The organism is Burkholderia latens (assembly GCF_001718795.1).
Taxonomy (GTDB): Bacteria; Pseudomonadota; Gammaproteobacteria; order Burkholderiales; family Burkholderiaceae; genus Burkholderia; species Burkholderia latens_A.
Genome location: NZ_CP013435.1, coordinates 303,369 through 326,774, shown reverse-complemented (window position 1 = coordinate 326,774; position 23,406 = coordinate 303,369). Strand labels below are relative to the sequence as shown.

At 67.5% G+C, this 23,406-nt stretch carries 19 protein-coding genes; 10 read left to right on the top strand and 9 right to left on the bottom strand.

Features of this window, described 5'->3' with window-relative positions; all coding sequences use genetic code 11:
• Positions 1-59: 59 nt before the first annotated feature.
• From WK25_RS01585 to WK25_RS01570, 4 genes are read right to left on the bottom strand one after another with little or no spacing between them, the layout of a single operon-like run.
• Positions 60-710 (bottom strand): class I SAM-dependent methyltransferase, encoded by a 651-nt coding sequence (locus WK25_RS01585; protein ID WP_059548047.1) that lies wholly within the window; start codon positions 708-710, stop codon positions 60-62.
• A 10-nt stretch (positions 711-720) separates the two neighbouring features.
• Positions 721-1,428, bottom strand: a complete 708-nt coding sequence (locus WK25_RS01580) for a WbqC family protein (protein WP_069241906.1) — start codon at positions 1,426-1,428, stop codon at positions 721-723.
• Between the two features lie 5 nt (positions 1,429-1,433).
• Positions 1,434-2,819, bottom strand: a complete 1,386-nt coding sequence (locus WK25_RS01575; RefSeq protein WP_069240858.1) for an NAD(P)/FAD-dependent oxidoreductase — start codon at positions 2,817-2,819, stop codon at positions 1,434-1,436.
• Positions 2,816-3,601, bottom strand: coding sequence for a class I SAM-dependent methyltransferase (locus WK25_RS01570; RefSeq protein ID WP_069240857.1), 786 nt, complete (start codon positions 3,599-3,601; stop codon positions 2,816-2,818). Before WK25_RS01570 ends, WK25_RS01575 begins: the two co-directional genes overlap by 4 nt.
• Positions 3,602-4,108: 507 nt before the next feature.
• Here WK25_RS01570 and WK25_RS01560 point away from each other — a divergent pair.
• The 6 genes from WK25_RS01560 to WK25_RS01535 are packed head-to-tail and all read left to right on the top strand — an operon-like array spanning position 4,109 to position 15,300.
• Positions 4,109-5,905 (top strand): tetratricopeptide repeat protein, encoded by a 1,797-nt coding sequence (locus WK25_RS01560; RefSeq protein ID WP_069240855.1) that lies wholly within the window; start codon positions 4,109-4,111, stop codon positions 5,903-5,905.
• Positions 5,902-6,843, top strand: coding sequence for a UDP-glucuronic acid decarboxylase family protein (locus tag WK25_RS01555; protein ID WP_174554660.1), 942 nt, complete (start codon positions 5,902-5,904; stop codon positions 6,841-6,843). The genes WK25_RS01560 and WK25_RS01555 overlap by 4 nt, the downstream gene beginning before the upstream one ends.
• Positions 6,840-8,045, top strand: coding sequence for a class I SAM-dependent methyltransferase (locus WK25_RS01550; RefSeq protein WP_069240854.1), 1,206 nt, complete (start codon positions 6,840-6,842; stop codon positions 8,043-8,045). Before WK25_RS01555 ends, WK25_RS01550 begins: the two co-directional genes overlap by 4 nt.
• A gap of 12 nt (positions 8,046-8,057) precedes the next feature.
• Positions 8,058-10,559, top strand: a complete 2,502-nt coding sequence (locus WK25_RS01545; protein ID WP_069240853.1) for a tetratricopeptide repeat protein — start codon at positions 8,058-8,060, stop codon at positions 10,557-10,559.
• Positions 10,556-13,042, top strand: coding sequence for a tetratricopeptide repeat protein (locus WK25_RS01540; RefSeq protein WP_059548039.1), 2,487 nt, complete (start codon positions 10,556-10,558; stop codon positions 13,040-13,042). Before WK25_RS01545 ends, WK25_RS01540 begins: the two co-directional genes overlap by 4 nt.
• Positions 13,039-15,300 (top strand): tetratricopeptide repeat protein, encoded by a 2,262-nt coding sequence (locus WK25_RS01535; protein ID WP_069240852.1) that lies wholly within the window; start codon positions 13,039-13,041, stop codon positions 15,298-15,300. The genes WK25_RS01540 and WK25_RS01535 overlap by 4 nt, the downstream gene beginning before the upstream one ends.
• A gap of 187 nt (positions 15,301-15,487) precedes the next feature.
• On the opposite strand, the gene WK25_RS01530 is transcribed toward WK25_RS01535, so the two are convergent.
• The 3 genes from WK25_RS01530 to WK25_RS01520 form a co-directional block, all read right to left on the bottom strand.
• Positions 15,488-15,784, bottom strand: a complete 297-nt coding sequence (locus tag WK25_RS01530; RefSeq protein ID WP_040142872.1) for a flagellar protein FliT — start codon at positions 15,782-15,784, stop codon at positions 15,488-15,490.
• Between the two features lie 35 nt (positions 15,785-15,819).
• A complete protein-coding gene (gene fliD / locus WK25_RS01525) occupies positions 15,820-17,247 on the bottom strand; it encodes a flagellar filament capping protein FliD (protein WP_069240851.1) in 1,428 nt (475 codons plus the stop codon).
• Between the two features lie 187 nt (positions 17,248-17,434).
• Positions 17,435-18,259 carry a flagellin domain-containing protein gene (locus WK25_RS01520; RefSeq protein WP_040142876.1) on the bottom strand — a complete coding sequence of 275 codons (825 nt, stop codon included), beginning with the start codon at positions 18,257-18,259 and terminating at the stop codon, positions 17,435-17,437.
• 541 nt (positions 18,260-18,800) lie between these two features.
• Here WK25_RS01520 and rpsU point away from each other — a divergent pair.
• Positions 18,801-19,013 carry a 30S ribosomal protein S21 gene (gene rpsU, locus WK25_RS01515; RefSeq protein ID WP_006401410.1) on the top strand — a complete coding sequence of 71 codons (213 nt, stop codon included), beginning with the start codon at positions 18,801-18,803 and terminating at the stop codon, positions 19,011-19,013.
• A gap of 384 nt (positions 19,014-19,397) precedes the next feature.
• On the opposite strand, the gene WK25_RS01510 is transcribed toward rpsU, so the two are convergent.
• The gene (locus WK25_RS01510; RefSeq protein ID WP_040142878.1) at positions 19,398-20,000 is read right to left on the bottom strand and encodes a DNA-3-methyladenine glycosylase I; all 603 of its coding nucleotides are present in this window, start codon (positions 19,998-20,000) and stop codon (positions 19,398-19,400) included.
• A gap of 142 nt (positions 20,001-20,142) precedes the next feature.
• Here WK25_RS01510 and WK25_RS01505 point away from each other — a divergent pair, with 142 nt between their 5' ends.
• A complete protein-coding gene (locus tag WK25_RS01505) occupies positions 20,143-21,024 on the top strand; it encodes a BadF/BadG/BcrA/BcrD ATPase family protein (RefSeq protein ID WP_069240850.1) in 882 nt (293 codons plus the stop codon).
• A gap of 93 nt (positions 21,025-21,117) precedes the next feature.
• On the top strand, positions 21,118-21,951 hold the full coding sequence (locus WK25_RS01500) for a Cof-type HAD-IIB family hydrolase (RefSeq protein ID WP_069240849.1): 834 nt from the start codon (positions 21,118-21,120) through the stop codon (positions 21,949-21,951).
• A gap of 106 nt (positions 21,952-22,057) precedes the next feature.
• Here WK25_RS01500 and aqpZ read toward each other — a convergent pair whose 3' ends face one another.
• On the bottom strand, positions 22,058-22,795 hold the full coding sequence (aqpZ, locus tag WK25_RS01495) for an aquaporin Z (RefSeq protein WP_069240848.1): 738 nt from the start codon (positions 22,793-22,795) through the stop codon (positions 22,058-22,060).
• A gap of 299 nt (positions 22,796-23,094) precedes the next feature.
• Between aqpZ and WK25_RS01490 the strand changes: the two genes are divergently transcribed.
• Positions 23,095-23,391 (top strand): H-NS histone family protein, encoded by a 297-nt coding sequence (locus tag WK25_RS01490; protein ID WP_040142885.1) that lies wholly within the window; start codon positions 23,095-23,097, stop codon positions 23,389-23,391.
• The last annotated feature ends 15 nt before the right edge of the window (positions 23,392-23,406 follow it).

Genomic DNA, 23,406 nt, shown 5'->3' with positions numbered 1-23,406 from the left:
ACGGAACTCCGCGAAGGCGTGAACAAGGGCATCGGGGCCGGCGGCATGCGCGTGCGCGCTTAGCCGTCCTTCCGGACGAGGATCGTGAATTCATACAGCCCGTAGTCGTGCAGCAGCGCGACGTGGCGCGAGTAGCGGCGCTTGCAGCGGTCGAACAGCGCGCATGGATCGGCGTAGTACAGCCGCTCCGGACGCATGTGCGGCGGGTCCGAATATGACGTCAGGCAGTTGAACGCGAAGCCGGCGCGGCTCGTTTCGTGCAGCGTGTCGAGCGTCGCATGGATGTAGTCGAGCCACGCGTCGTCGTCGTGGCCGCGGTGCACGTTGAAGATGCCCGACGCGATCCCGTAGTCGGCAGCCGACCGTGGCGCGTCGTCGACGTGGAACGTCACGTCGGCGCGATCGCGATAGCGCTCGCGAGCCGCGTCGATCATCGCCGCCGACACGTCATTGCCCGCGTAAGTGTGACTGCGCCCTGCTGCGTGCTCGTCGAGAAAATCGACGAGCGCGCCGTAGCCGCAGCCGAGATCGTTGACCGAGAAGCCGCCGGCCCCGGGCGCGACGATCTTCGTCAGCTGTGCAAACCGCAGCCGCTGGCTGTCCTCGCCGTTCCAGTCCACGCCGCGCGCGGTCTGGCCGTGCTCGGCGAGGCGCGCGCTGTAATACGCGGCGACGTCTGCCAGCAGGCTCGAGTGTCGGGAATCGTGCATCGCATCGTCCTCAGGGTCGGCCGGTCACGACATGCCGGCGCGCATCGGGGCCGCAATGGAACAGCACGTCGAGCACCGTCACGCCGTGGACGAACTCGCCCCACAGCTGCGGGTACGCCGGGTAGGCCGGATAGTCGAACCAGCGCACCGCGACGCGTTCGGCCGCGAAGCGGCTCTCGTCGAGGTAGTCGCGCGCGGCGGGGCCCGACAGGTACTCGGTCGCGCCAGCCTGCAGGCACAGGTTCAGCAGCTTGTCGGTGCGATCGCCTTCCAGCGTGTAGTCGGACGACGACGAAATGCGCGTGTCGATGCCGAGCTGCCGGTTGATCCACGTCAGCATCGCGAGGTTCAGCGCGCTCAATGTGCGGTGATTGCCGTTCAGATACAGCGCCTCGAGCTCGCCCGCGTAATGCGCGAAATGCGGCGCGCGCGCATAGTTCTGGCGCAGCCGCGTCCAGTGCTGTTCGGCCCAGTCGGCGCCGTCGATCTCGGTGTCGCGAATGCTCTGGTAATAACGCCCCTTCACCTTGACCGGCACGGTCAGCCACTGCACGCCCTGCGGCGTCTTGATCTGGTTGCGATTCCGCCAGTCGCGCCGCGTGTACTGCGCGTCGTCGTACAGGATGAACTCGTCGGTTGCGGCGATCAGGTCGAAGTAACCCTTCCACGGGATGTAGTTCGACTGGACGATCGCGATGCGTTTCGGCTGCACGGTCATGTCGGTCACGCGGGAATGTGACCGTACCGGTACATGTCGACGAGTTCGGGCGGAATACCCCAGTCGGTCGCGCCGAGCCGGTCGTGAAGCGCTTCGAGATCGGCGCGGATCGCGCGTTCGAGCTGCTCGACCATCCGGTTGCGTGCGGGCACGAAATCGTGCTGGTAAGCGGCGTTGATCTGGTGTCGGACCGTCTTCGCGATCGCCGCTTCGCGCGACAGATTGCGAATCAGCGGCCGCTCCGGCGCGAGTTCCGCATAGCGCGGATCGATCGGCTGGCCGCGCATCGCTGCGACGAGATCGCGGCACAGCACCGGCGACAGGTGGAAGCCGTCGCGCTTGGTGCCGCCGAGAATCCACAGGTCGCGCACGCTGGTCTCGCCGAACAGCGGATACAGGTCGGACGTGGTCGGCCGCCAGCCGACGTTCACGTTGACGAAATTCGCACGCGAGAAGCGCGAGTTGATCTGGTCCATCGCGGATTTCAGCAGCGTGTACGCACTGCCCGCGTGCCCGTGCTCGTGCGGCACCGGGCTGATGTAGTTGCTTGCGCCGACGAGCGTGCGATCCGGCCCGTACGGCGCCGAATACACGCCGCATGCGAGGCCTCGATTGGTCGTGCGCACGCAGTGCGTATGCACGTTCTCGCTGCTCTGCAGTTCGATCGACATGCCGATCCCGTAGAACAGCCGCTGCACGGGCAGATCCGGCACGCTTGCCTGCAGCACCTTCGTCAGGTTCGCGCCGTTGCAGAGCACGAACCGGTCGGCGTCGAGCGTCGTGCCGTCGCTCAGCCGCGCACCGGACACACGTCCGCCGGCGACGTCGAGCCGCTCGACCTCGGCCGACACGAACGTGACGTTGCCGGCCGCGGCGACGCATGCCTGCAGCGCATCGAGAAACTGTTTCGGGTTCGCCCAGCCTTCGCGCTTCAGATACACGGCGTTCAGCGCGCGGAACTGCGGCTGCGGATGATAGTTCGGAATGCCGGCCGGATCGACCGCCTCGCACGGTTCCTCGAACTCGCGGCAAAAGCGCCGCATCGCCGCGAAGTTCTCGTCGTCGAGTGCGTCGGTCGCGGCGTTGTTCAGCACATAGGTGCCGAAGCCATGCGCGACCGCGCGATCCGGCGTGCAGACCTGCGCGAACACTTCAGGCCAGGCGGCGGTCGCCGCTCGGCTCAGTTCGAACTTGAAGCGGTCGATCGGCGTGCCGAGCGAATCGCCTTCCAGTTCGGTGAACGAGTTGAGCATCGCGGCGGCCGCGCGCGTCGCGGAGCCGGGACGCTGCGCAGGGCCGACGACGACCAGCTCGACGTCCGGGGCGGCGCGCTGCCACGCGCGGGCCGTCATCAGCCCGAGGATGCCGTTGCCGAGGATCGCGATCTTCATGTGCGCACCCCGCCGCCTTCAGGGAACGTCAGATAGCACAGCGACGGATACGACCTCGCCTTGTGCACGCGGTGCGGGTATTTCCCGAGCAGCTCGCGCACGTAGTGGATGCCTTCGGCCGGTGTCTGGCCGCCGCGCGTGAGCTGCCAGAACGCGACCACGCCGCCCGGCACGAGTCGCCTCATTACCGTTTCGAATGCGTGACGGGTCGGGCCCGGCACGTTCAGGTCGAACCACGCGAGCGCGACCGGTTCGCCCGGATGCGCTTCCTCGTACGCGGCCAGCGTGTCCCGGCAGTCGCCTTCCCACACGTGGTGCTTGCCGTTCACGTGGCCCATCGCGTTGTTGCGCTCGTGCAGCGACAGCAGGTTGCGCAGCAGGTCCGCATAGTCGCCGGCGAGCGAGTACGTGCCGTCGGAGAACAGTTTGCGGTCGCGCGAATCGCTGTCGGAGAAGCCCGCGTAGCCGGTGAACGTATCGAACGCGTGAATGCGGCGCTGGAAGTTCAGCGGCTCGAGGATCGCGCGGAAGTTCTCGCACAGCACGGCCGTCTGGCCGCGCCAGGTGCCGAGATCGAGGATCGAGCCCGGCAGCGGCACGATCTGTTCGTAGACCTCGAACGTCGCGAGTATCCGCGCCAGCAGCGAACCGCGCACGAACAGGCCGAGCGAGCGCTCGAGTTCCTCCTGCGTCGCCGGATAGGTCTGCATCAGATCGAAGAGTTCGCGTCGTGCGGCGAGCTGGTCGTCGTTCGAGTTGGAGATGATTGAGGACTCGTGCATACACATGGCTCCAGGCGCTGAGAGGGGAATCGGGGCACCCCGGCCGCGTCGGGCAAGCGGCTTGCGCCCTGCGCGATCGTCCGCGCGGTGGACGCCTCCAAGTCTGTGCCCGAGTCTATCGACCCGCGCCCGGGATCAAATGGCGGATTAGCGGGTCGTTTTCCCCCGCATTTCCGTGAATGCCCGCGTGCGCGGCTGCCAGCCGGCGGCCGGGTCCGCGCACGCGGGCGGTCGCCGGCCATTGACGGGCAAGGCTTCGCGCGATGGCGCGGCGAATGGCCGGCGCGCCGCGCGGGCCGCCGTGCGCGCGAACCGCGACGTTGATCGCCGTCAAGGCGACAGCCGCGCCGTCACATGAAAAGCGACCAAATCCCCCACCTGCTCCGCCGATTGGAACGCCATGCGCACGCCGAGAATGCTGGCATGTCGAGGGCCGTCCGTGCGTGCGCGGCGGCGGCCTCCGCGCGTGTCGCGCGCTCCGTATCGAACCCACGCTGGCTTACCACGATGACTGATCTCACGCTGTCCGACTCCCCCGTCGCCACGATCGAAGCGGCGCTGGCACTCCACCAGGCCGACCGCCTGGAAGAAGCCGAGACGCTGTACCGCCGCATCCTCGACGCCGAGCCGCGGCACGCGGACGCGCTGCATCTGCTCGGCCTGATCGGTCACCAGTACGGGCGCTATCACGAGGCGTCCGAGCTGATCATGGCCGCGATCGAGATCAAGCCCGACGCGATCTACTACTACAACCTCGGCAACGTGATGCAGGCGAACAATCGGCCGGCCGCCGCCGCCGAGTGCTTCCGTCTCGCGATCGAGCTGCGGCCCGGCTACGTCGACGCTTACAACAACCTCGGCAACGCGCAGCGGCTCGCGGGCAACGCACGCGCGGCCGTCGACGCGTTCTGTCAGGTAATCGCACTGCAACCCGACCACGGCCAGGCATACAACAACCTCGGCAATGCGCTGCTCGACCTGAACGAGATTCCAGCCGCGCTCGAGGCGTACCAGCACGCGGTGGCGCTGCGTCCGGAACTGCCGGAGCCGCGCAGCAACCTGCTGTTCGCGTACCACTACAGCGATGCGTTCGATCCGCGCGCGTATCTCGACGAAGCGATGCGGTTCGACGCGCTGGTCACGCAGCGCGCGCAGCCGTACACGACGTGGCGGGTCGACCTTGCGCCGCGCATCGGCCGGCCGCTGCGCGTCGGCATCGTGTCGGGCGACCTGAAGGCGCACCCGGTCGGCTATTTCATCGAAGGGATGCTCGCGCATCTGAAGCGCGAGCGCGTCGAGCTGCACGCGTATGCGACGCGCGACGTCGAGGACGACGTCACCGCGCGCATCAAACCGCGCTTCGCGTCGTGGACCTCGCTTGCCAGCCTCGACGATGCGGCCGCGGCCGCCCGCATTCGCGACGACGGCATCGACGTGCTGATCGATGCGTCCGGCCACACGATCCATAACCGGCTGCCGCTGTTCGCATGGACGCCCGCGCCGCTGCAGGTGAGCTGGCCCGGCTACTTCGCGAGCACCGGGATGCGCGCGATCGACTACGTGATCGGCGACCGCTACGTGATGCCGGACGACGAGGCCGCGCATTTCGTCGAACGCGCGTGGCACCTGCCCGACAGCTATCTGTGCTTTACGCCGCCCGCGATCGAGCTCGACGGCGGCCCGCTGCCGATGCTCGCGAACGGTTATCCGACCTTCGGCTATTTCGGCAAGCTCGCGAAGCTTACCGATCATGTGATCGACGTATGGTCGCGCGTGCTGCGCGACGTGCCGGATGCGCGATTGTTCGTGAAGGCGCCGCATCTGGACGATGCGCGCGAGCAGCACGCGCTTGCGGCCCGCTTCGCCGCGCACGGCATCGATGCGGCGCGACTGCAGTTCGAAGGCCGTTCGCCGCGCGACGAATATCTGGCGGCCTACCGGCGCGTCGACCTGATGCTGAGTCCGTTCCCGTACCCGGGCGGCACGACGACGGCCGAAGCACTGTGGATGGGCGTGCCGGTGCTCGGCCGCCGCGGCGCGCGCTTCCTGTCGCATATCTGCGAAAGCCTGCTGCAGGCGGCGCGCTTGCCCGAATGGATCGCCCACGACGACGACGCATACGTCGCGAAGGCCGTCGCGTTCGCGCGCAATCCGGCCGAGCTTGCGGTGTTGCGCACGACGCTGCGCGAGCAGGTGCTCGCCGCCCCGTTGTGCGATGCGCCGCGCTTCGCGCGCCATTTCGAAGACGCGCTGCACGCGATGTGGGCGCGCCGCGTCGATGCCGCGCCGAGGGCCGCATCGTGACCGGCCAGTCCGTCCTCATCACCGGCGGCGCGGGTTTTCTCGGCTCGCATCTGTGCGAGCGGCTCGTGCGTGCCGGCTACGACGTGATGTGCGTCGACAACTTTCACACCGGCAGCAAGCGCAACATCGAGCACCTGCTCGGCCAGGTCAATTTCGAGCTGATCCGCCATGACGTGTGGCTGCCGCTCTACGTCGAAGCCGACCGCGTGTTCAACATGGCGTGCCCGGCGAGCCCCGTGCACTATCAGAGCGACCCGGTGTCGACGGTGAAGACGGCCGTGCTCGGCGCGATCAACATGCTCGGCCTCGCGAAGCGCTGCGGCGCGCGCATTCTGCAGGCATCGACGAGCGAAGTGTACGGCGACGCGCAGCAGCATCCCCAGCAGGAGACCTACTGGGGCAACGTGAATCCGAACGGGCTGCGCGCGTGTTACGACGAGGGCAAGCGCTGCGCCGAGACGCTGTTCTTCGACTATCACCGCCAGCACGGCGTCGATATCCGCGTGGTGCGGATCTTCAACACGTACGGCCCGCGCATGCGCGCGGACGATGGCCGCGTCGTGTCCAACTTCATCATGCAGGCGCTGCGCGGCGAGCCGATCACGCTGTACGGAGACGGCAGCCAGACGCGTTCGTTCTGCTACGTCGACGATCTCGTCGAAGGGTTGATGCGGATGATGGACCAGGACGACGAAACCGGCCCGATCAATCTCGGCAACCCGAGCGAGATCACGATCCGCGAGCTCGCCGAATGCGTGCTGCGCCTCACCGGCTCGAAAAGCCGCATCGAATATCGGCCGCTGCCGGCCGACGATCCGCTGCAGCGCCGCCCCGACATCGGCCGCGCGCGCCGGCATCTCGACTGGCAGCCGGGCGTCGCGCTCGAGGACGGCCTGAAGGAGACGATCGCCCATTTCCGCAAACAGGTGAACGCATGAGTCCCGACCTGATCGACGCTACCTGCCCCGTCTGCGCACACACGGTGGCCGCGCCGTTCTTCGCGGCAGGCGAGCGCACGCTCGCGACGCTTGCATGGCCGGCGTCCGCCGAAGCTGCGCGCGCGCTGCCGCGCCACGCGCTCGACTTCGTCCAGTGCCCGCAGTGTTCGCACGTGTGGAATCACCGCTTCAGCTACGACGCGATTCCGTACCAGAGCAACCCGAACCGGATGTTCAACAGCGGCGGGATCTGGAAAGGCCATCTGGCGGCGACGCGCGACCTGCTGCTCGGCGCGCTGCCGGCCAATCCGACGGTCGTCGAGATCGGCTGCGGCGAAGGCCATTTCGTACGCGGTCTCGCGCAGGCGAGCGGCGGCGGCCGTTTCGCCGGCTTCGATCCGAACGCGTGCGCGGGTACCGGCAACGGCATCGAATTCCACGCGCGCTTGTTCGCGCCGCTGGCCGACATGCCCGAATTCCGCCCCGATGCGATCGTGATCCGGCACGTGCTCGAACACCTGACCGAACCGGCGAAGCTCGTCGAGCAGCTCGCGTGGGGCGCATCGCGCCAGCCGAACGCGAGCTGGCTGTTCGCGGAAGTACCGTGCATCGATCGCGTGTTCGAAACCGATCGCCTCGCCGATTTCTTCTACGAACACGTGTCGCAGTTCACCACCGAGTCGTTCCGCACGCTGATGGCGCGCGCCGGCGAGATCGTGACGCTCGCGCACGGTTACGACGGCGAGGTCGTCTATGCGCTGGTCCGGCTCGGCGTGCCCGCGCATGCGCGCACGCGCGCGGACGCGTCGCTGCGGTTCGCGGCGCGCACGGTCGAGAACCGTGCGGCGATCGCCGAACAGCTCGCGGCGCTGGCCGAATCGGGCCGCCGCATCGCGATTTGGGGCGGCACGGGCAAGGCCGCCGCGTTCATCCATCACTTCGATGCCGATGCCGCGCGCTTCCCGCTCGTCGTCGATTCCGATCCGGACAAGGTCGGCACCTACGTGCCGGGCACCGGCCAGAAAATCGAATTCCGCGACGCGCTGAAGGCGGCGCCGGCCGACGTGATCATCATCCCGACGCAATGGCGCGCGCGCGACATCGTCGCCGAGATGTCGCGCGAAGGGATCGCGGCGGCAGCCGTGATGATCGAGCACGACGGCCGACTGATCGATTTCGGGCGCGAACCGCATCCGTATTGAGCGCCGCGCGCAATGGAGCCGATTGAACTGCAGTTGCGCGACGCGCTCGCGCATCATCAGGCGGGCCGTCTCGCGCAGGCGAAGACGCTGTACGACGCGATCCTGCATGCGCAGCCCGGGCAGCCGGACGCGATGCATTTCCTCGGGCTGCTCGCTTGCCAGCTGAAGCAGTACGACGCGGGCCTCGCGCTGATGGAGCGCTCGCTGGCCGCGCGGCCCGACGCGTCGTACTTCAACAACCTCGGCAACATGCTGCGCGAATGCGGTCGGCTCGACGATGCGATCGCGCATTATCGCCGCGCGGTCGCGCTGCGCCCGGACTATCCGGAAGCGCACAACAATCTCGGCAACGCGCTGCGCGACGCACGCGAGCCGGCCGCCGCGATGCAGAGCTGCGCGTGCGCGATCGAGCTGCGCCCCGGTTACGCGGAGGCGTACAACAATCTCGGCAACGCGCTGCAGGATCTTGGCGAACTCGATGCCGCCGCCGCGAGCTATGGCAAGGCGATCGCGTTTCAGCCGTCTTATGCGGACGCGCACAGCAACCTCGGCAACGTGCTGCGCGCGCAACAGCGCCACGCGGACGCGATCGCGCATTACCGCCGCGCGCTCGAACTGAATCCCGCGTTGGCTGCCGCATCTCACGGTCTCGGCTTGTCGTTGTGGGCACTCGGCGAACTGGCGCAAGCCGCGAGCGTGCTGCGTGCCGCCGCGGCGGAATCCGGCGACGCGGCGCTGCATAACAACTATGCCGGCGTGCTCCGCGACGCGGGCGACCTCGACGGGGCCGCCGAGCATTACGCACGCGCGATCGCGCTCGATGCATCGATGGCCGCCGCACATGCGAACCTGAGCGGCGTGCGCCGCCGTCAGGCGCGCTATGCGGAAGCGCTCGCGCACGCGCTCGACGCGATCCGGATCGCGCCCGGCCTGGCCGACGCACACAACCAGGCGGGCAATGCCTACCACGGGCTCGGCGATCTCGCGGCTGCGCAAGCGTGCTACCGCACCGCGCTCGAACTGAACCCCGCCGACAGCGGCGCCTGTCACAACCTGTCGGTCGTGCTGCTCAAGCGCGAGCAACTCGACGAAGCACTCGCGTATTGCCGGCAAGCGCTCGCGGCCGGCCGCCCGACCGTGTCGATGTACGTGAATCTCGGCGACATCCTGCGCGCGCAGGGCAACGTCGACGCCGCAGTGCCCGCCTATCGCGACGCGCTGGCGCTCGTGCTCGACGACGCGAGCGACGAAGCGGCCGACGTGCTCGGCCGCCTGCTGTTCGCCGCGGCCGCATCGGCGAGCGTATCGCCTGCGGCCTACCTGAACGACGCCCGCCGCTACGGACGCCACATTGCCGCCCGTTCGACGCGCTACCCGCACGATCCGCGGGAACGCGCGGCGCGGGCGCGGCACCGCCCGCTACGGGTGGGCTTCGTGTCGGGCGATTTGCGGCAGCATCCGGTCGGCATCTTTCTCGAGAGCGTGTTCGCGCATCTCGATCGCACGCGCATTGCGCCGTACGTGTACGTGACGTCGGAGGAGGAGGACGCAATCACCGCGCGGCTGAAACCGCACGCGGCTGCCTGGCGTTCGATCGCGGCGTGCACCGCGGCCGCTGCCGCGCGCACGATCCACGACGACGGCGTCGACGTGCTCGTCGATCTCGCCGGTCATACGCAGGCGAGCGGCCTCGCCGTGTTCGGCTGGAAGCCGGCGCCGGTGCAGGCAAGCTGGCTCGGTTTCTTCGCGTCGACGGGCAGCGACGCAATCGACTATTTCATCGGCGACGCGAAGACGTTGCCGGCCGACGAAGCCGATCACTTCGTCGAGCGGCCGTGGCGCCTGCCGGACAGCTACCTGTGTTTCACGCCGCCCGCATATGACGTCGCGATCGGCCCGCTGCCGATGACCGCGAACGGCCACGTGACGTTCGGCTGCTTCGGCAAGCTCGTGAAGCTGGGCGACGACGTCGTGCGCGTGTGGTCGCGGGTGCTGCACGCGCTGCCCGGTGCGCGGCTGTTGCTGAAGGCGCGGGAACTGGAGCAGGCGGCGGTGCGCGATGCGACTGTCGCGCGTTTCGCGCGGCACGGGATCGACGCGAGCCGGCTGCTGTTCGACGGCGCATCGCCGCGCGCCGAGTATTTTGGCGCATACAACCGGATCGACGTCGCGCTGAGCCCGTTCCCGTATCCGGGCGGCACGACCACGGCCGAAGCGCTGTGGATGGGCGTGCCGGTGCTCGGGATGAAGGGCGGACGGTTCGTCACGCACATCTGCGAGAGCCTGCTGCACGCGGCGGGGATGCCCGACTGGATCGCAGGCAATGAGGACGACTATGTCGAGAAGGCGGTCGCGGCCGCGCAGGACGGCGTGCGTCTTGCCGCGCTGCGCGCGACGTTGCGCACGCGCATGCTCGCATCGCCGCTGTGCGATGCCGCGCGCTTCGCACGCAATCTCGAAGATGCCTTCGTCGGCATGTGGACACGCTATACGGAAACGGCACAGACAGCATGAACGATATCCAACGCGCGTTGCAGCAGGCGCTTGAACACCACCAGGCGGGCCGTCTCGCGCAGGCGAAGACGCTGTACGACGCGATCCTGCATGCGCAGCCCGGGCAGCCGGACGCGATGCATTTCCTCGGGCTGCTCGCTTGCCAGCTGAAGCAGTACGACGCGGGGCTCGCGCTGATGGAGCGCTCGCTGGCCGCGCGGCCCGACGCGTCGTACTTCAACAACCTCGGCAACATGCTGCGCGAATGCGGTCGGCTCGACGACGCAATCGCGCATTATCGCCACGCGGTCGCGCTGCGCCCGGACTATCCGGAAGCGCACAACAATCTCGGCAACGCGCTGCGCGACGCACGCGAGCCGGCCGCCGCGATGCAGAGCTGCTCGCGCGCGATCGAACTGCGCCCCGGTTACGCGGAGGCGTACAACAATCTCGGCAACGTGCTGCAGGACCTTGGCGAACTCGATGCCGCCGCCGCGAGCTACGGCAAGGCGATCGCGTTTCAACCGTCCTATGCGGACGCGCACAGCAACCTCGGCAACGTGCTGCGCGCGCAACAGCGCCACGCGGACGCGATCGCGCATTACCGCCGCGCGCTCGAACTGAATCCCGCGCTGCGCGTCGCGCATCGCGGGCTGGCCGCCGCGTTGCGCGCCACCGACGATTTCGACGGCGCGCTCGAGCATGCGCGCGAGGGGCTCGAGCCGGACGATGCGGAGGGCCATTGCGCGCTCGGCCGATCGCTGCGCAGCATGAACGATTTCGATGGCGCGGCGCGGCTGTTCCAGCGCGCATGCGAGATCGATCCCGGCTACGCGCCCGCATGGTGCCGGCTCGGCGAGCTGCGTTGCCAGCAGGGCGAGTACGAGGAATCGATGCGACTGTGCCGCCACGCGATCGAACTCGATCCCGCGCTCGCGGACGCATACAACTTCCTCGGCCTCGCGTATCACAACCTGGACCGCATGGCGGCCGCCGAGCTCAGCCATCGCCACGCGATCGACCTGAACCCGGATGACGCCGACGCGCACCACAATCTCGCGGCGGCGCTGTTTCGCCTCGACCGCCTCGATGAAGCGATGAGCGAATACCGGATCGCACAAGAGCTCGGCGTCGATCCGGCGAAAATCCAGCTGACGCTCGGCGACATCCTGTGGGCGAAGCGCGATTACGCCGGGGCGGTCGACGCGTTTCGCGACGCCATCCAGCACGATCCCCATCGCGCTTATGCGCGGCTGCTGTTCAACATGTCGAGCTCGCCTGCGTTCGCGCCCGAGGAGTGGGTTGCCGACGCGCAGCGCTACGGCGACTATCTCGCGCGCGACGCGCGGCAGCTGCCGCACGATCGCGAGCAGCGCGCGCGGCAGGCGCGCGGCCGGCCGTTGCGGGTCGGCTTCGTGTCCGGCGACTTGCGTCAGCATCCGGTCGGGATCTTCCTCGAAAGCGTGCTCGCGCATCTCGATCGCACGCGCATCGAGCCGCACGCGTACGTGACGTTCGTCGTCGAGGACGACGTCACCGCGCGATTGAAGACGGGTTTCGCGAGCTGGAAGAAGCTCACGTGCCTGAATCGCGAGCAGGCCGCGCAGATGATTCACGACGACCAGATCGACGTGCTCGTCGATCTCGCCGGCCACACGAACTGGAGCGGGCTGCCCGTGTTCGCGCACCGGCCGGCCCCCGTTCAGGCGAGCTGGCTCGGCTTTTTCGCGACGACGGGCTGCCGTGCGATCGACTACTTCATCGGCGACCCGCACACGTTGCCGGCCGAAGAGGCCCATCACTTCGTCGAACGGCCGTGGCATTTGCCGGATAGTTACCTGTGCTTCACGCCGCCCGCGTACGACGTCGCGGTCGGCCCGCTGCCGATGGAACGCAACGGCGGCGTGACGTTCGGCTGTTTCGGCAAGCTCACCAAGATCAGCGACGACGTGATCGCGCTGTGGTCGCGGCTGCTGCACGCACTGCCCGATGCGCGGCTGATGCTGAAGGCGCACGAGCTCGGCGCGAGCGACCTGAGCCGCGCGACGCTCGAGCGTTTCGCGCGGCATGGTATCGGCGCGCACCGTCTGATCCTCGAAGGCGGTTCGCCGCGCGCGGAGTATTTCGACGCGTACAACCGGATCGACATCGCGCTGAGCCCGTTCCCGTATCCCGGCGGCACGACGACGGCCGAAGCGCTGTGGATGGGCGTGCCGGTGATCGGGATGAAGGGCGGCCGCTTTGTCACGCACATCTGTGAAAGCCTGCTGCATGCGGCCGGAATGGGCGACTGGATCGCTGCAGACGAGGACGCATACCTCGCGAAGGCGATCGCGTTCGCAAGCGACCGCGACGCGCTCGCGGCGCTGCGCGCGACGTTGCGGGAACGCACGCTCGCATCGCCGCTGTGCGATGCGGCGCGCTTCGCCCGCAATCTCGAGGATGCGTTCGACGGGATGTGGGCACGCTACGTGGCCGGCGACACGGACGGAACACGCGCATGAGCGGCGCCGTCGCGGAGCGACTGAACGCGGCGCTCGTGCATCACGAGGCCGGGCGTTTCGACGACGCGCGCGCGTTGTACGAGGCCATCCGTCGCGACGAGCCCGATCAGCCGGATGCGACGCATTTCCTCGGGCTGCTCGCGTGTCAGCTGGGCCAGTTTTCGGCCGGTCTCGCGCTGATGGAGCGCGCGATCGCGCTGCGCGCCGATCCCGTGTACCTGAACAACCTCGGCAACATGCTGCGGGCGCACGGCCGCCTCGACGACGCGACGGCCGCATACCGGCGCGCGGTCGCGCTCGCGCCCGACTACGCGGAGGCGCACAGCAACCTCGGCAACGCGCTGCGCGACGCGGGCGATGCCGATGCGGCGATGCTGAGCTGCGCGCACGCGCTCGCGCTGCGCCCCGACTATGCGCCGGCCTTCAACAATCTCGGCAACGCGCTGCAGGACAAGGGCGAACTCGACGCCGCGGCGCGTGCGTACGAGAAGGCGATCGCACTCGATCCCGGCTATGCGCAGGCGTGCTTCAACCGTGGCAACGTGCTGCGCGCGCAACGCCGGCTCGACGACGCGATCGCGTGTTACCGGCGTGCGATCGCGCTGCAACCGACGCTGAACGCCGCGCATCATGCGCTCGGCATACTGCTGTTCGAGCGCGGCGAACTCGACGCGTCGATCGCAAGCCTTGCCCGCGCGGCGGAATCGGGTGAAGTCGATTGCCTGCTCCACCTCGCGGCGGCGCTCGAACGCGCGGGCGATCTCGACGGCACGGCTGCGAGCCTGCAGCGCGCGCTGGCCGCCGCACCCGATCGGGCCGATCTGCATCTCCACCTTGCGCAGACGCTGGTGCAGCAAGGCAAGCGGCGCGACGCGCTCGACCGTTGCCGGATCGCGCTGTCTCTGCCGAATCCGACCGCGCAGATGCATGCGATCGAGGGCGACCTGCTGTGCGCGATGTGGCAGCTCGATGCGGGCCTCGCGAGCTATGATCGCGCGCTCGACGTCGATCCCGCGTTTCGCAACGCGCACTCGGGCAGCATGTTTCACGCGGCCGGCAGCGACCGGCTGTCGCCCGCGCAGCTGCTGGAGCGCGCGCGTGCGTTCGGCACGCAAATGGCCGCGCAGGCATCGCCGCGTACGCATGCGCCGCGGCCGGCCGCCGGGCGCGTGCTGCGCGTCGGATTCGTGTCCGGCGACCTGAAGTCGCATCCGGTCGCGGTGTTTCTGTCGAGCGTCGTAGCGGCGCTCGATCCGTCGCGCGTCGAAGCGCTCGCCTATGCGACGCAGTCGGTGCAGGACGACACGACCGCCATGCTCAAACGCCACTTCGCGGTATGGCGCGACATCACCGCGCTTGACGATCGTGCGGCCGCGGACCTGATCGCGAACGACCGCGTCGATGTGCTGGTCGACCTGAGCGGCCATACCGCGTCGAACCGGCTGCCGCTGTTCGCATGGAAGCCGGCGCCGGTGCAGGCGACCTGGCTCGGCTATTTCGCGACGACGGGTATCGCCGCGATCGACTATGTGATCGGGGATCGACACGTATTGCCCGAAAACGAGGCGCACCACTTCGTCGAGCGGCCGTGGCGGCTGCCGGACAGCTATCTGTGCTTCACACCGCCGGACCTCCCGCTCGACGTCGGCCCGCTGCCGGCCGGTCGCGAACGTGTCGTCACGTTCGGCTGCCTGAACAACGCGAACAAGATCGGCGATGCGGTCGTCGCGCTGTGGTCGCGCGTGCTGGATGCGGTTCCCGGTTCGCGGCTGCTGCTGAAATCGGCGCAACTCGACGAGGCCGCGCTGCGCGCGAGCGTCGCCGCGCGCTTCGCGGCGCACGGGATCGCCGCCGGGCGGCTGGTGCTGCGCGGCGGATCGACGCGGCTCGAGCACCTCGGCACGTTCAACGACATCGACATCGTGCTCGATCCGTTCCCGTACCCGGGCGGGACGACGAGCGTGGAAGGACTGTGGATGGGCGCACCGTTCATCACGCGGCGCGGCGACCGCTTCCTGTCGCATATCGGCGAAAGCATCCTGCACACGCTCGGGATGCCCGAATGGATTGCCGACAACGACGACGACTATGTCGCGAAGGCGGCCGCGTTCGCCCGGGATTTGCCGCACGTCGCCGAGGTGCGGGCGGGGCTGCGCGAGCGGCTGCTGCGCTCGCCGCTATGCGATGCGCAGCGGTTTGCGCGCAATCTCGAAGCGGCGTTCGCGCAAATGGTCGATGCGGCCGCCGCTGCGCGGTAGCGTTCGCGCCATCGCAGCCTCGCGCTGCCCGGCCGGCATGATGCGCGCGCAGCTCGGCGGTGACGCGGATTGCGCGCTCCCCCATTCCCACATCTTTTCGTCCACGTAAAAAAATGGCCGCCCGAAGGCGGCCAGACATCGCGACGTCGGCGCACGCTCGATCGCGTGCGCGTTGTTGTTCGAACGCTTACAGCATGCCGGTCGCCTGATAGAGGCCGGCCGCGCGGATCCGGTCGCGCGATTCGGTGAACTGCTGCGCGAGGCGGTCGCGATCGGACTGCGCGTCGTGTGCGATCGACGCGTCGATATCCATGATCCGGCGGATCGTGTCGAGCGCTTCCGGCGTTTGCTCGGGCGACAGGCCCATCAACAGCGGCGAGCGCGCGTCGGCGAGCGCCGCGACGCGTTCCCAGTCGCGCAGCGCGGTGGCCGTCTGCATCGCCTCGGTCAGGTGGAGCGCCTGGTTCAGCGTATCGGTCGTCATGGTCGTCGTCCGGATCCGTCGTATGAAAATGCGGCTTACTTGTTGGTTGCGAGCGCACCGGCGCTGTTCGAACCGCCGAACAACTGCGTCAGGTATTTCGTGTTGTTCGCCATCGTCGCCATCAGGTTGTTCAGCGCGGTGAACTGCGCGTTGTATTGCGCGGTCAGCTGGTCCGAGTAGTTCTTCAGCTGCGTTGCCTGATCCGACAGGTTCTTCAGGTCCGCGTTGATCGCCGTCGTACGCTGGTCGATCAGGCCGTTCGTCTGCGTGTACGTGTTGACCAGAGTGTTGAGGGTCTTGCCGACGCCGTTCGTCGTGTTGAACAGCGCGGCCACGGCCGGGCTGTTCGACGTCAGTGCGGTATTCAGTGCGGTCGAGTCGACCTGCAGCGTGCCGTCGGACTGCAGGTTGATGCCGATCGCCGCGAGCGAATAGGTCTTGCTCGGGCTGCCCGTCGTGACGCCGCCGCTGATTGCAGTGGCGAGGCCGTTCGAAATCGTGTTCAGCATCGAGTCGCCGAGCAGCGGGCCGGCCGTCGACGTGTTCGGATCGTACGAAGACAGCGACTGCGACGTCGTCACGTAGCTGTTGTACGCGTTGACGAACGCGTTGATCGCGTTCGTCGTGGCGGTCGTGTCCGGCGACAGCGTAACCGTCTGGGTCGTGTTCACCGCAGCGGCCGTCAGGTTCAGCGTGACGCCCGTCAGCACGCCCGACACGCTGTTGGATGCGCTGCTGACCGGCGTGCCGTCGACCGTCAGTTTGGCGTCGGCGGCCGGCGTCACGGTCGTGTAACCCGACGTCAGTTTGGCATTTACGCCGGTGCCGCTCACCGATACCTGGTTGGCCGCGCCCGTGTTGTTCGACTGGATCACGAGGTGCTGGCCGTCGGAGCCGGTGATGACCGACGCGGTGACCCCCGGGTTGCCGGCCGTCGTATTGATCGACGTCGCGATGTCGGACAGCGATGCGCCGGCCGCGACGTTGACGTTGAATGCTGCGTTGGTGCCGAGCGTGATGCTCAGCGAACCGCCCGCGATCGCGTCGGTCGACGTGAGCCCCGCCGACGACAGCTTGTTCGCGGTCGCGAGCTGCGTGACGTTGACCGAGTACGAACCGGCCACCGAACCGCCGCCGCTCTTGACCGATGCGGTAATGCCGTTGCCGCTGGCGGTCGCCGCGAGACCGCTCAGCGTGGTGCCGTTCGCGAGACCGGCGATCGCGGTCTGCAGCGCGGACAGCGCCGATTTCAGTTTGCCGACCGCCGACAGCTCGGTGTTGTCCGCTGCCTGCTTGGTCGTGAGTGTTTGTGTCTGACCGGCCGTCTTCGCGGTGACCAGTGCCGACACGAGCGAATTGACGTCGAGCGTCGAATTGGTCGCGCCGCTGATGATCGATTGCCCGGCCTGCGCCAGAAGGCTGCCGATATCCGTCGTGCTTGTGCTCGTGCTCGTCGTGGTCATGCGGGTGCTCCAGTCGTTTGCGCGGTGGCGCGCGTTCCGGCGGGTCGCCGTGCTTCGGATTCAATGCAAGCAGGGAGGCGAGCCTCCCTGACGTATCGGGTTCGACGAATCGAACCGGCGTCGTCGCGCGCCGCAACGCGGACGACGCCTCGTGCGCGGGCGATGCGCCCGGCGCCGGTGTACCCGATTACTGCAGGAGCTTCAGCACTTGCTGCGGCAGCGAGTTCGCTTGCGCGAGCACCGAGATGCCGGCTTGCTGCAGCACTTGCGCCTTGCTCAGGTTCGCCGTTTCCGTCGCGAAGTCCGCGTCGGTGATCTGCGAACGCGCTGCGCTCATGTTGGTTGCCTGCGTTTGCGTCGTCGTGATTGCAGCCTGGAACGTGTTCTGTGCTGCACCCAGCGTTGCCTGGAACGTGTTGACGTTCTTCAGTGCTGCGTCGATCGCCGTGATTGCCGACTGTGCGCTCGTCTGGTCGCTGACCGTCAGGCCGCTCAGGCTCAGGCCTGCGCCCGTGCTCGTCCACACGGTTGCGCCGAAGTTGACGGCAACGGTCTGGTTCGCCGATGCGCCGACCTGGAACGTGACGTTGCCGGCGTTGCTCAGGATGGTCTGGCCGTTGAACGTCGTTTGCGTTGCGACGCGGTCGATTTCGCCCAGACGCGTCGTAACTTCAGCTTGCAGGTTTGCACGTGCGTTCGAGTCCAGCGAGCCGTCGCCAGCTTCGACTGCCAGCGTACGGATACGCTGCAGGTTGTCGACGGTCGACTGCAGCGCGCCGGCGGCGGTCTGGATCATCGAGATACCGTTGTTCGCGTTCGCAACGCCTTGCGTCAGCGCGTTGATCGCCGCCGTTTGCGTCGTCGAGATCGCGAGACCTGCTGCGTCGTCGGCTGCGGTGTTGACGCGCTTGCCCGACGAGAGGCGGTTGATCGCTTGCGACAGTGCGTTTTGCGAGCCCGACAGGTTCGTCTGCGTCGTCAGCGAAAGGATGTTGGTGTTGATGTTCAGCATTTGCTTCCTCGTTTTGGAAAATGCCTGAGTACAGACAGGGGTCGTTTTCGGCGTTGCGCTTTATCGCGAGTGGCGCTGCCCGCCTTTCCTGGTTGACGGCGGCACCCGGCGAAAACTTTAGAGGGATGTTCGATGAAATTCGGGACGGAAGAGGCCGATGGCTGCGAAATCCACGCCCGACGCGGGTTGCAGCGATTTCGGCGGCCCGAGCGAACGTGTTCGCTGCCGGTCTGAACGGCGGCGGGCGGTGCGGCGACGCGCGTAGATCGACAAAAGGATGGTTTTGTCTGTGATTTCCTGATATGATGGCGGGCTGAATTGAGATTTTCTGTCACGCCTATGCCGTTGCGGCATTCCTGCTGGCAGTCAAACGCGGCGCTGCACGCGGCTTGTGAAGCGTACTCGCGGTGCTTTCCGCCTCTCTTTTCCGGCCTCCGAGGCCGTATTTCCGCTCGTTTCGCCTGTTGTGGGGACGCCCGGATGGCCGGTGCGTGGCGCTTGGCCGCTACGTTTTTGACCGTTTAAGCAATTTAGGAACGACATGACGACGATTCTTCTGAAAGAAAACGAGCCGTTCGAAGTGGCGATTCGCCGCTTTCGCCGTGCTATCGAAAAAAATGGCCTGATCGCTGAACTGCGCGAACGCCAGTCCTACGAAAAGCCGACCGCAGTCCGCAAGCGCAAGAAGGCAGCAGCCGTCAAGCGCCTGCACAAGCGCCTGCGCAGCCAGATGCTGCCGAAGAAGCTCCACTAAGAGCGTCTGACGGTTCGCCGCGAAACGGCGGAGCGTGCTTCGAAAGAAGCCGCTCCGCCGTTTTGCTTTTCCGGGCCGGGAAACGCGCTTTCGGCGTTGGCGTGTCGGCGCTCGGCCAGCCGTGTAGCGCGCGCGAGCGTGGTCGTACGGGCGGGCGGCGGCTGACGGTGTATCGGAGCGTCACGCGTGGCGCGCGAATGTGAAGATGTGCTGCGTGTCGACGCGTCCGTGCAGGCAGGGGCGGCGCGAAGGCTCGGCAGCACGCCGGCCTCGGTCTTCCGGCGCCGCGGACCTTGGACTGCGTGCGGCACTGCGACACTGCGGCATGGAAGCGCGCAGGTGTACGGCTCCCGGCACGAGCAGCCGCCCGCCGCCGCGTTGCCCTCAGCCCGCCTTGCGGTGCCGTGCCGTTTGCTTGCCGCCGAGTGCCGCGCATTTCGCGTGACACGGGCAGCCGACCTCGTGGTCGTTGACCATTCCGGTTGCCTGCATCAGCGCATAGCAGATCGTCGAGCCCACGAATTTGCAGCCATATACCTTCAGCGCTTTGCTGAGCGCGTCCGACTGAGCGGTCGACGCGGGCGCGTCGCGGTACGACGTCCACGCATTCTGAACCGGCGCGTAATCGACGAACGACCACAGGAATTCCGCGAGCGAGCCGTGGTCCTCGCGAATGCGCTGGACGGCCCGCGCATTGGTCACTGCGGATTCGACCTTCGCGCGATTGCGCACGATGCCCGGATTCTCGAGCAGTTTCTCGATGCGCTTGGGCGTGAAGCGCGCGACGATGTCGACGTCGAAGCCGGCGAACGCGTCGCGATACCCGTCGCGCTTGTTCAGGATCGTCGACCACGACAGCCCCGCCTGCGCACCTTCGAGGATCAGCATTTCGAACAAGTGGCGATCGTCATGCGACGGCACGCCCCACTCGGTATCGTGATAGTGAGCGTCCGCTTCCGTCTTGACCCAATTGCACCGCTGCGACATCGTCAGCCTCGTTCCAGTGTCGATTTCGATCGTGCCAGCATAACGGAACGCCCATTCGCGGGGTGGCCGGCCGAACGGCAGATGGGCGCGCGGCGCCGATGCGGTTAAGCTTGGCGCCTATTCGAATCAGCAGGATCTACGCATGACGGCATTACTTTTTGCGCTCGGCATCGACGGCGGCGGCACCGGCACGCGCGCGGTGCTGGCAGACCGCCACGGGCACGAGCTCGCGCAGGGGCGCGGCGGCCCGTCGGGGCTCGGTCTGGGCATCGAGCGCGCATGGGCGTCGATCGGCGCGGCGTGCGCCGACGCATTCACGCGGGCCGGGCTCGCGTTCGACTGGTCGCAATGCGCGCTCGGCTGCGGGCTCGCGGGCGTCAACAATGCCGCTTGGCTCGCCGCGTTCCGCGCGCAGGCGCCGCTCGGTGCGCTCGCGATCGAAAGCGATGCATATACGACGGTCGTCGGTGCTCACGGCGGCGCGCCGGGGCTCATCGTTGCGCTCGGCACCGGCAGCATCGCGGCGGCGCTCGACGCGGCTGGCGACTGCCGCATCGCCGGCGGCTTCGGCTTCCCGTCCGGCGACGAGGCGAGCGGCGCGTGGCTCGGTATGCGCGCGCTCGCGTATGCACAGCAGGCGCTCGACGGCCGCGTGCCGCGCGACGCGCTCGCCGATGCGCTGCTCGCGGAAACCGGCGCGGGCGACCGCGACGCGCTCGTCCAGTGGTCGTGCGACGCCAACCAGACGGCCTACGCGCGCCTCGCGCCGATCGTGATCGCGCACCGCGACCATCCGTATGCGGCCGGGCTCGTCGCGCAGGCCGGCGACGAGATCGGCAAGATGATCGACGCGCTCGATCCGGCCCAGGTTCTGCCGGTCGCGCTGTGCGGCGGCCTGGCCGACGCGCTTGCGCCGGCCGTGCCGGTCCGTCACGCGGCCCGGCTGCGCGCGCCGCTCGACGATTCCGCACATGGCGCGCTGCGGCTCGCGCTGCGGGCATTGGCAGCGGCCGACGCGGGCTGACGGCGTCAGCCGCTCGAACCGCCCGGCGCGCGTGCGGCCGCGACGTTAAAATGGCTGTCCCGCAGCATCCTGCGTTGCCCGCGCCCCTTCGTCATGTACAAAGTCATCGCCACCGATCTCGACGGCACCTTGCTGAACAGCGACCACCAGCTCGATCCGTACACGATCGAGACCGTCCGCCGGCTCGACCGCGACGGCGTGCAGTTCGTGATCGCGACGGGGCGCCACTACGCGGATGTCGCCGGCATTCGCGACGTGCTCGGCATCCGGCCGTACCTGATCACGTCGAACGGCGCGCGCGTGCATGCACCGGACGATACGGCGATCCACGCGCAGGACATCGATCCCGCGATCGTCCGCGGGCTCGTCCAGCCAGGCGTGACGGGCGCGCACGGGCGCGTGATCGTCAATCTGTTCACCGACCGCGGCTGGCTGATCGACCGCGAAGCGCCGCACCTGCTCGAATTCCACCAGGATTCCGGCTTCCGGTACGAAGTGATCGACATGTTGGCGCACGATGGCGCGGACATCGCGAAGGTGCTGTACATCGGCGAGCCGGCCGACCTGGCCGTGGTTGCCGAACAGATGCGCGCGCAATTTGGCGATGCGTTGTACGTCACGTACTCGTTACCCGATTGCCTCGAAGTGATGACCGCGAACGTGTCGAAGGGGCGCGCGCTGCGCACGGTGCTCGCGCGGCTGGGTGTGGACGCCGGCCACTGCGTCGCGTTCGGCGACAACATGAACGACATCGACCTGCTCGAAACGGCCGGCCATGCATTCATGATGAACAACGCGAATCCCGACCTGATCGCGCAATTGCCGCATATCCCGCGGATCGGCAACAACTTCGACGCAGGCGTCGCCCGCCACCTGCGCACGCTGTTCGCACTCGAGGACACGCTCGACGGCGTCGCCACGTCCTGAACGGACATGAAAAACGGGCGCCAGCGGCGCCCGTTCAAATTACCTGCCTCGATGTTGTTCGACAGCGTGAGGCTCGCTGTTCTGCTCGCGTGACCCCGTAGCGTATTTATTCGATGGTGCGAGCGGATGCGGGGAGCGCGACGGCATCGTCGCGCCCGGCGACCAGTGGGTAGACGATCCCGGCGATCGCCGCGCCGATGATCGGCGCGATCCAGAACAGCCACAGCTGGCCGATCGCATCGCCGCCGACGAACAGCGCGGGGCCGGTCGAGCGGGCCGGGTTCACCGACGTGTTCGTGACGGGAATCGAGATCAGGTGGATCAGCGTCAAGCACAGGCCGATCGCGATCGGCGCGAAGCCCGCCGGCGCGCGCTTGTCGGTGGCGCCGAGAATCACGAACAGGAAGAAGCCGGTCATCACCACCTCGCAGATGAACGCCGCGCCGAGCGAGTAATGGCCGGGCGAGCGCTCGCCGAAGCCGTTCGTCGCAAAGCCGCTGCCGACGACGTCGAAGCCCGGCTTGCCGGTCGCGATCAGATACAACACGAACGCGCCGAGCGTCGCGCCGACGACTTGCGCGACGATGTACGGCGCGAGATCGCGTGCCGGAAAGCGGCCGGCGACGGTCAGGCCCACGCTCACGGCCGGATTCAGATGGCAGCCCGAAATGTGTCCGATCGCGAATGCCATCGTCAGTACGGTCAGGCCGAATGCGAGCGCAACGCCGGCAAAGCCGATGCCGAGGCCCGGAAACGCGGCGGCCAGCACCGCGCTTCCGCATCCGCCCAGCACCAGCCAGAACGTGCCGAATGCCTCTGCAGCCAGGCGCTGAGAAAGATTCATGTAGGACCTCGTCCAAGTGTGTTGAAGACGACCGGGCGGCTCGCTGATTTAATCCGACGCCCGGAATTGGTCTGGATTATAGGAAATGAATCGGGTACGCGAGGGTCAACGATTGTTAAATTTGAATGGGCGGCGAATGGTCTTTATTAGAATAAGTCCGCATTCTCGATATAGCCGAACTGGTTAAAGATGACGGCATTAATTACGAAGAGCAGGGCGGCAGTGCGCATGACGTAACGGGGTGTTGGCGTTCCGGCAGGCTCGCCGGAGCCGCATCATGGAAAAGAGGGAGTCGAAAAATGTCTCAATACGCGAAACTCAAGGCGCAGATCGCCGATCTGCAGGCCCAGGCGGACGAGGTGCGCCGTCAGGAAGTGGCGGCGGTAATTGCCGACGTGCAGCGAATGATTGCCGAATATGGGCTGACGGCCCAGGATCTGGGCTTTGCCGAGCGAGCCCGGCGCGGGCGTCCGCCGAAAAAGGCGCCGCTGCCCCCGAAATACCGTGACCCGAAGTCGGGCGCGACCTGGAGCGGCCGCGGCAAGCCGCCGAATTGGATCGTCGGAAAAAACCGCGATCGTTTCCTGATCGAATGACCGCGCAAAAAGAAA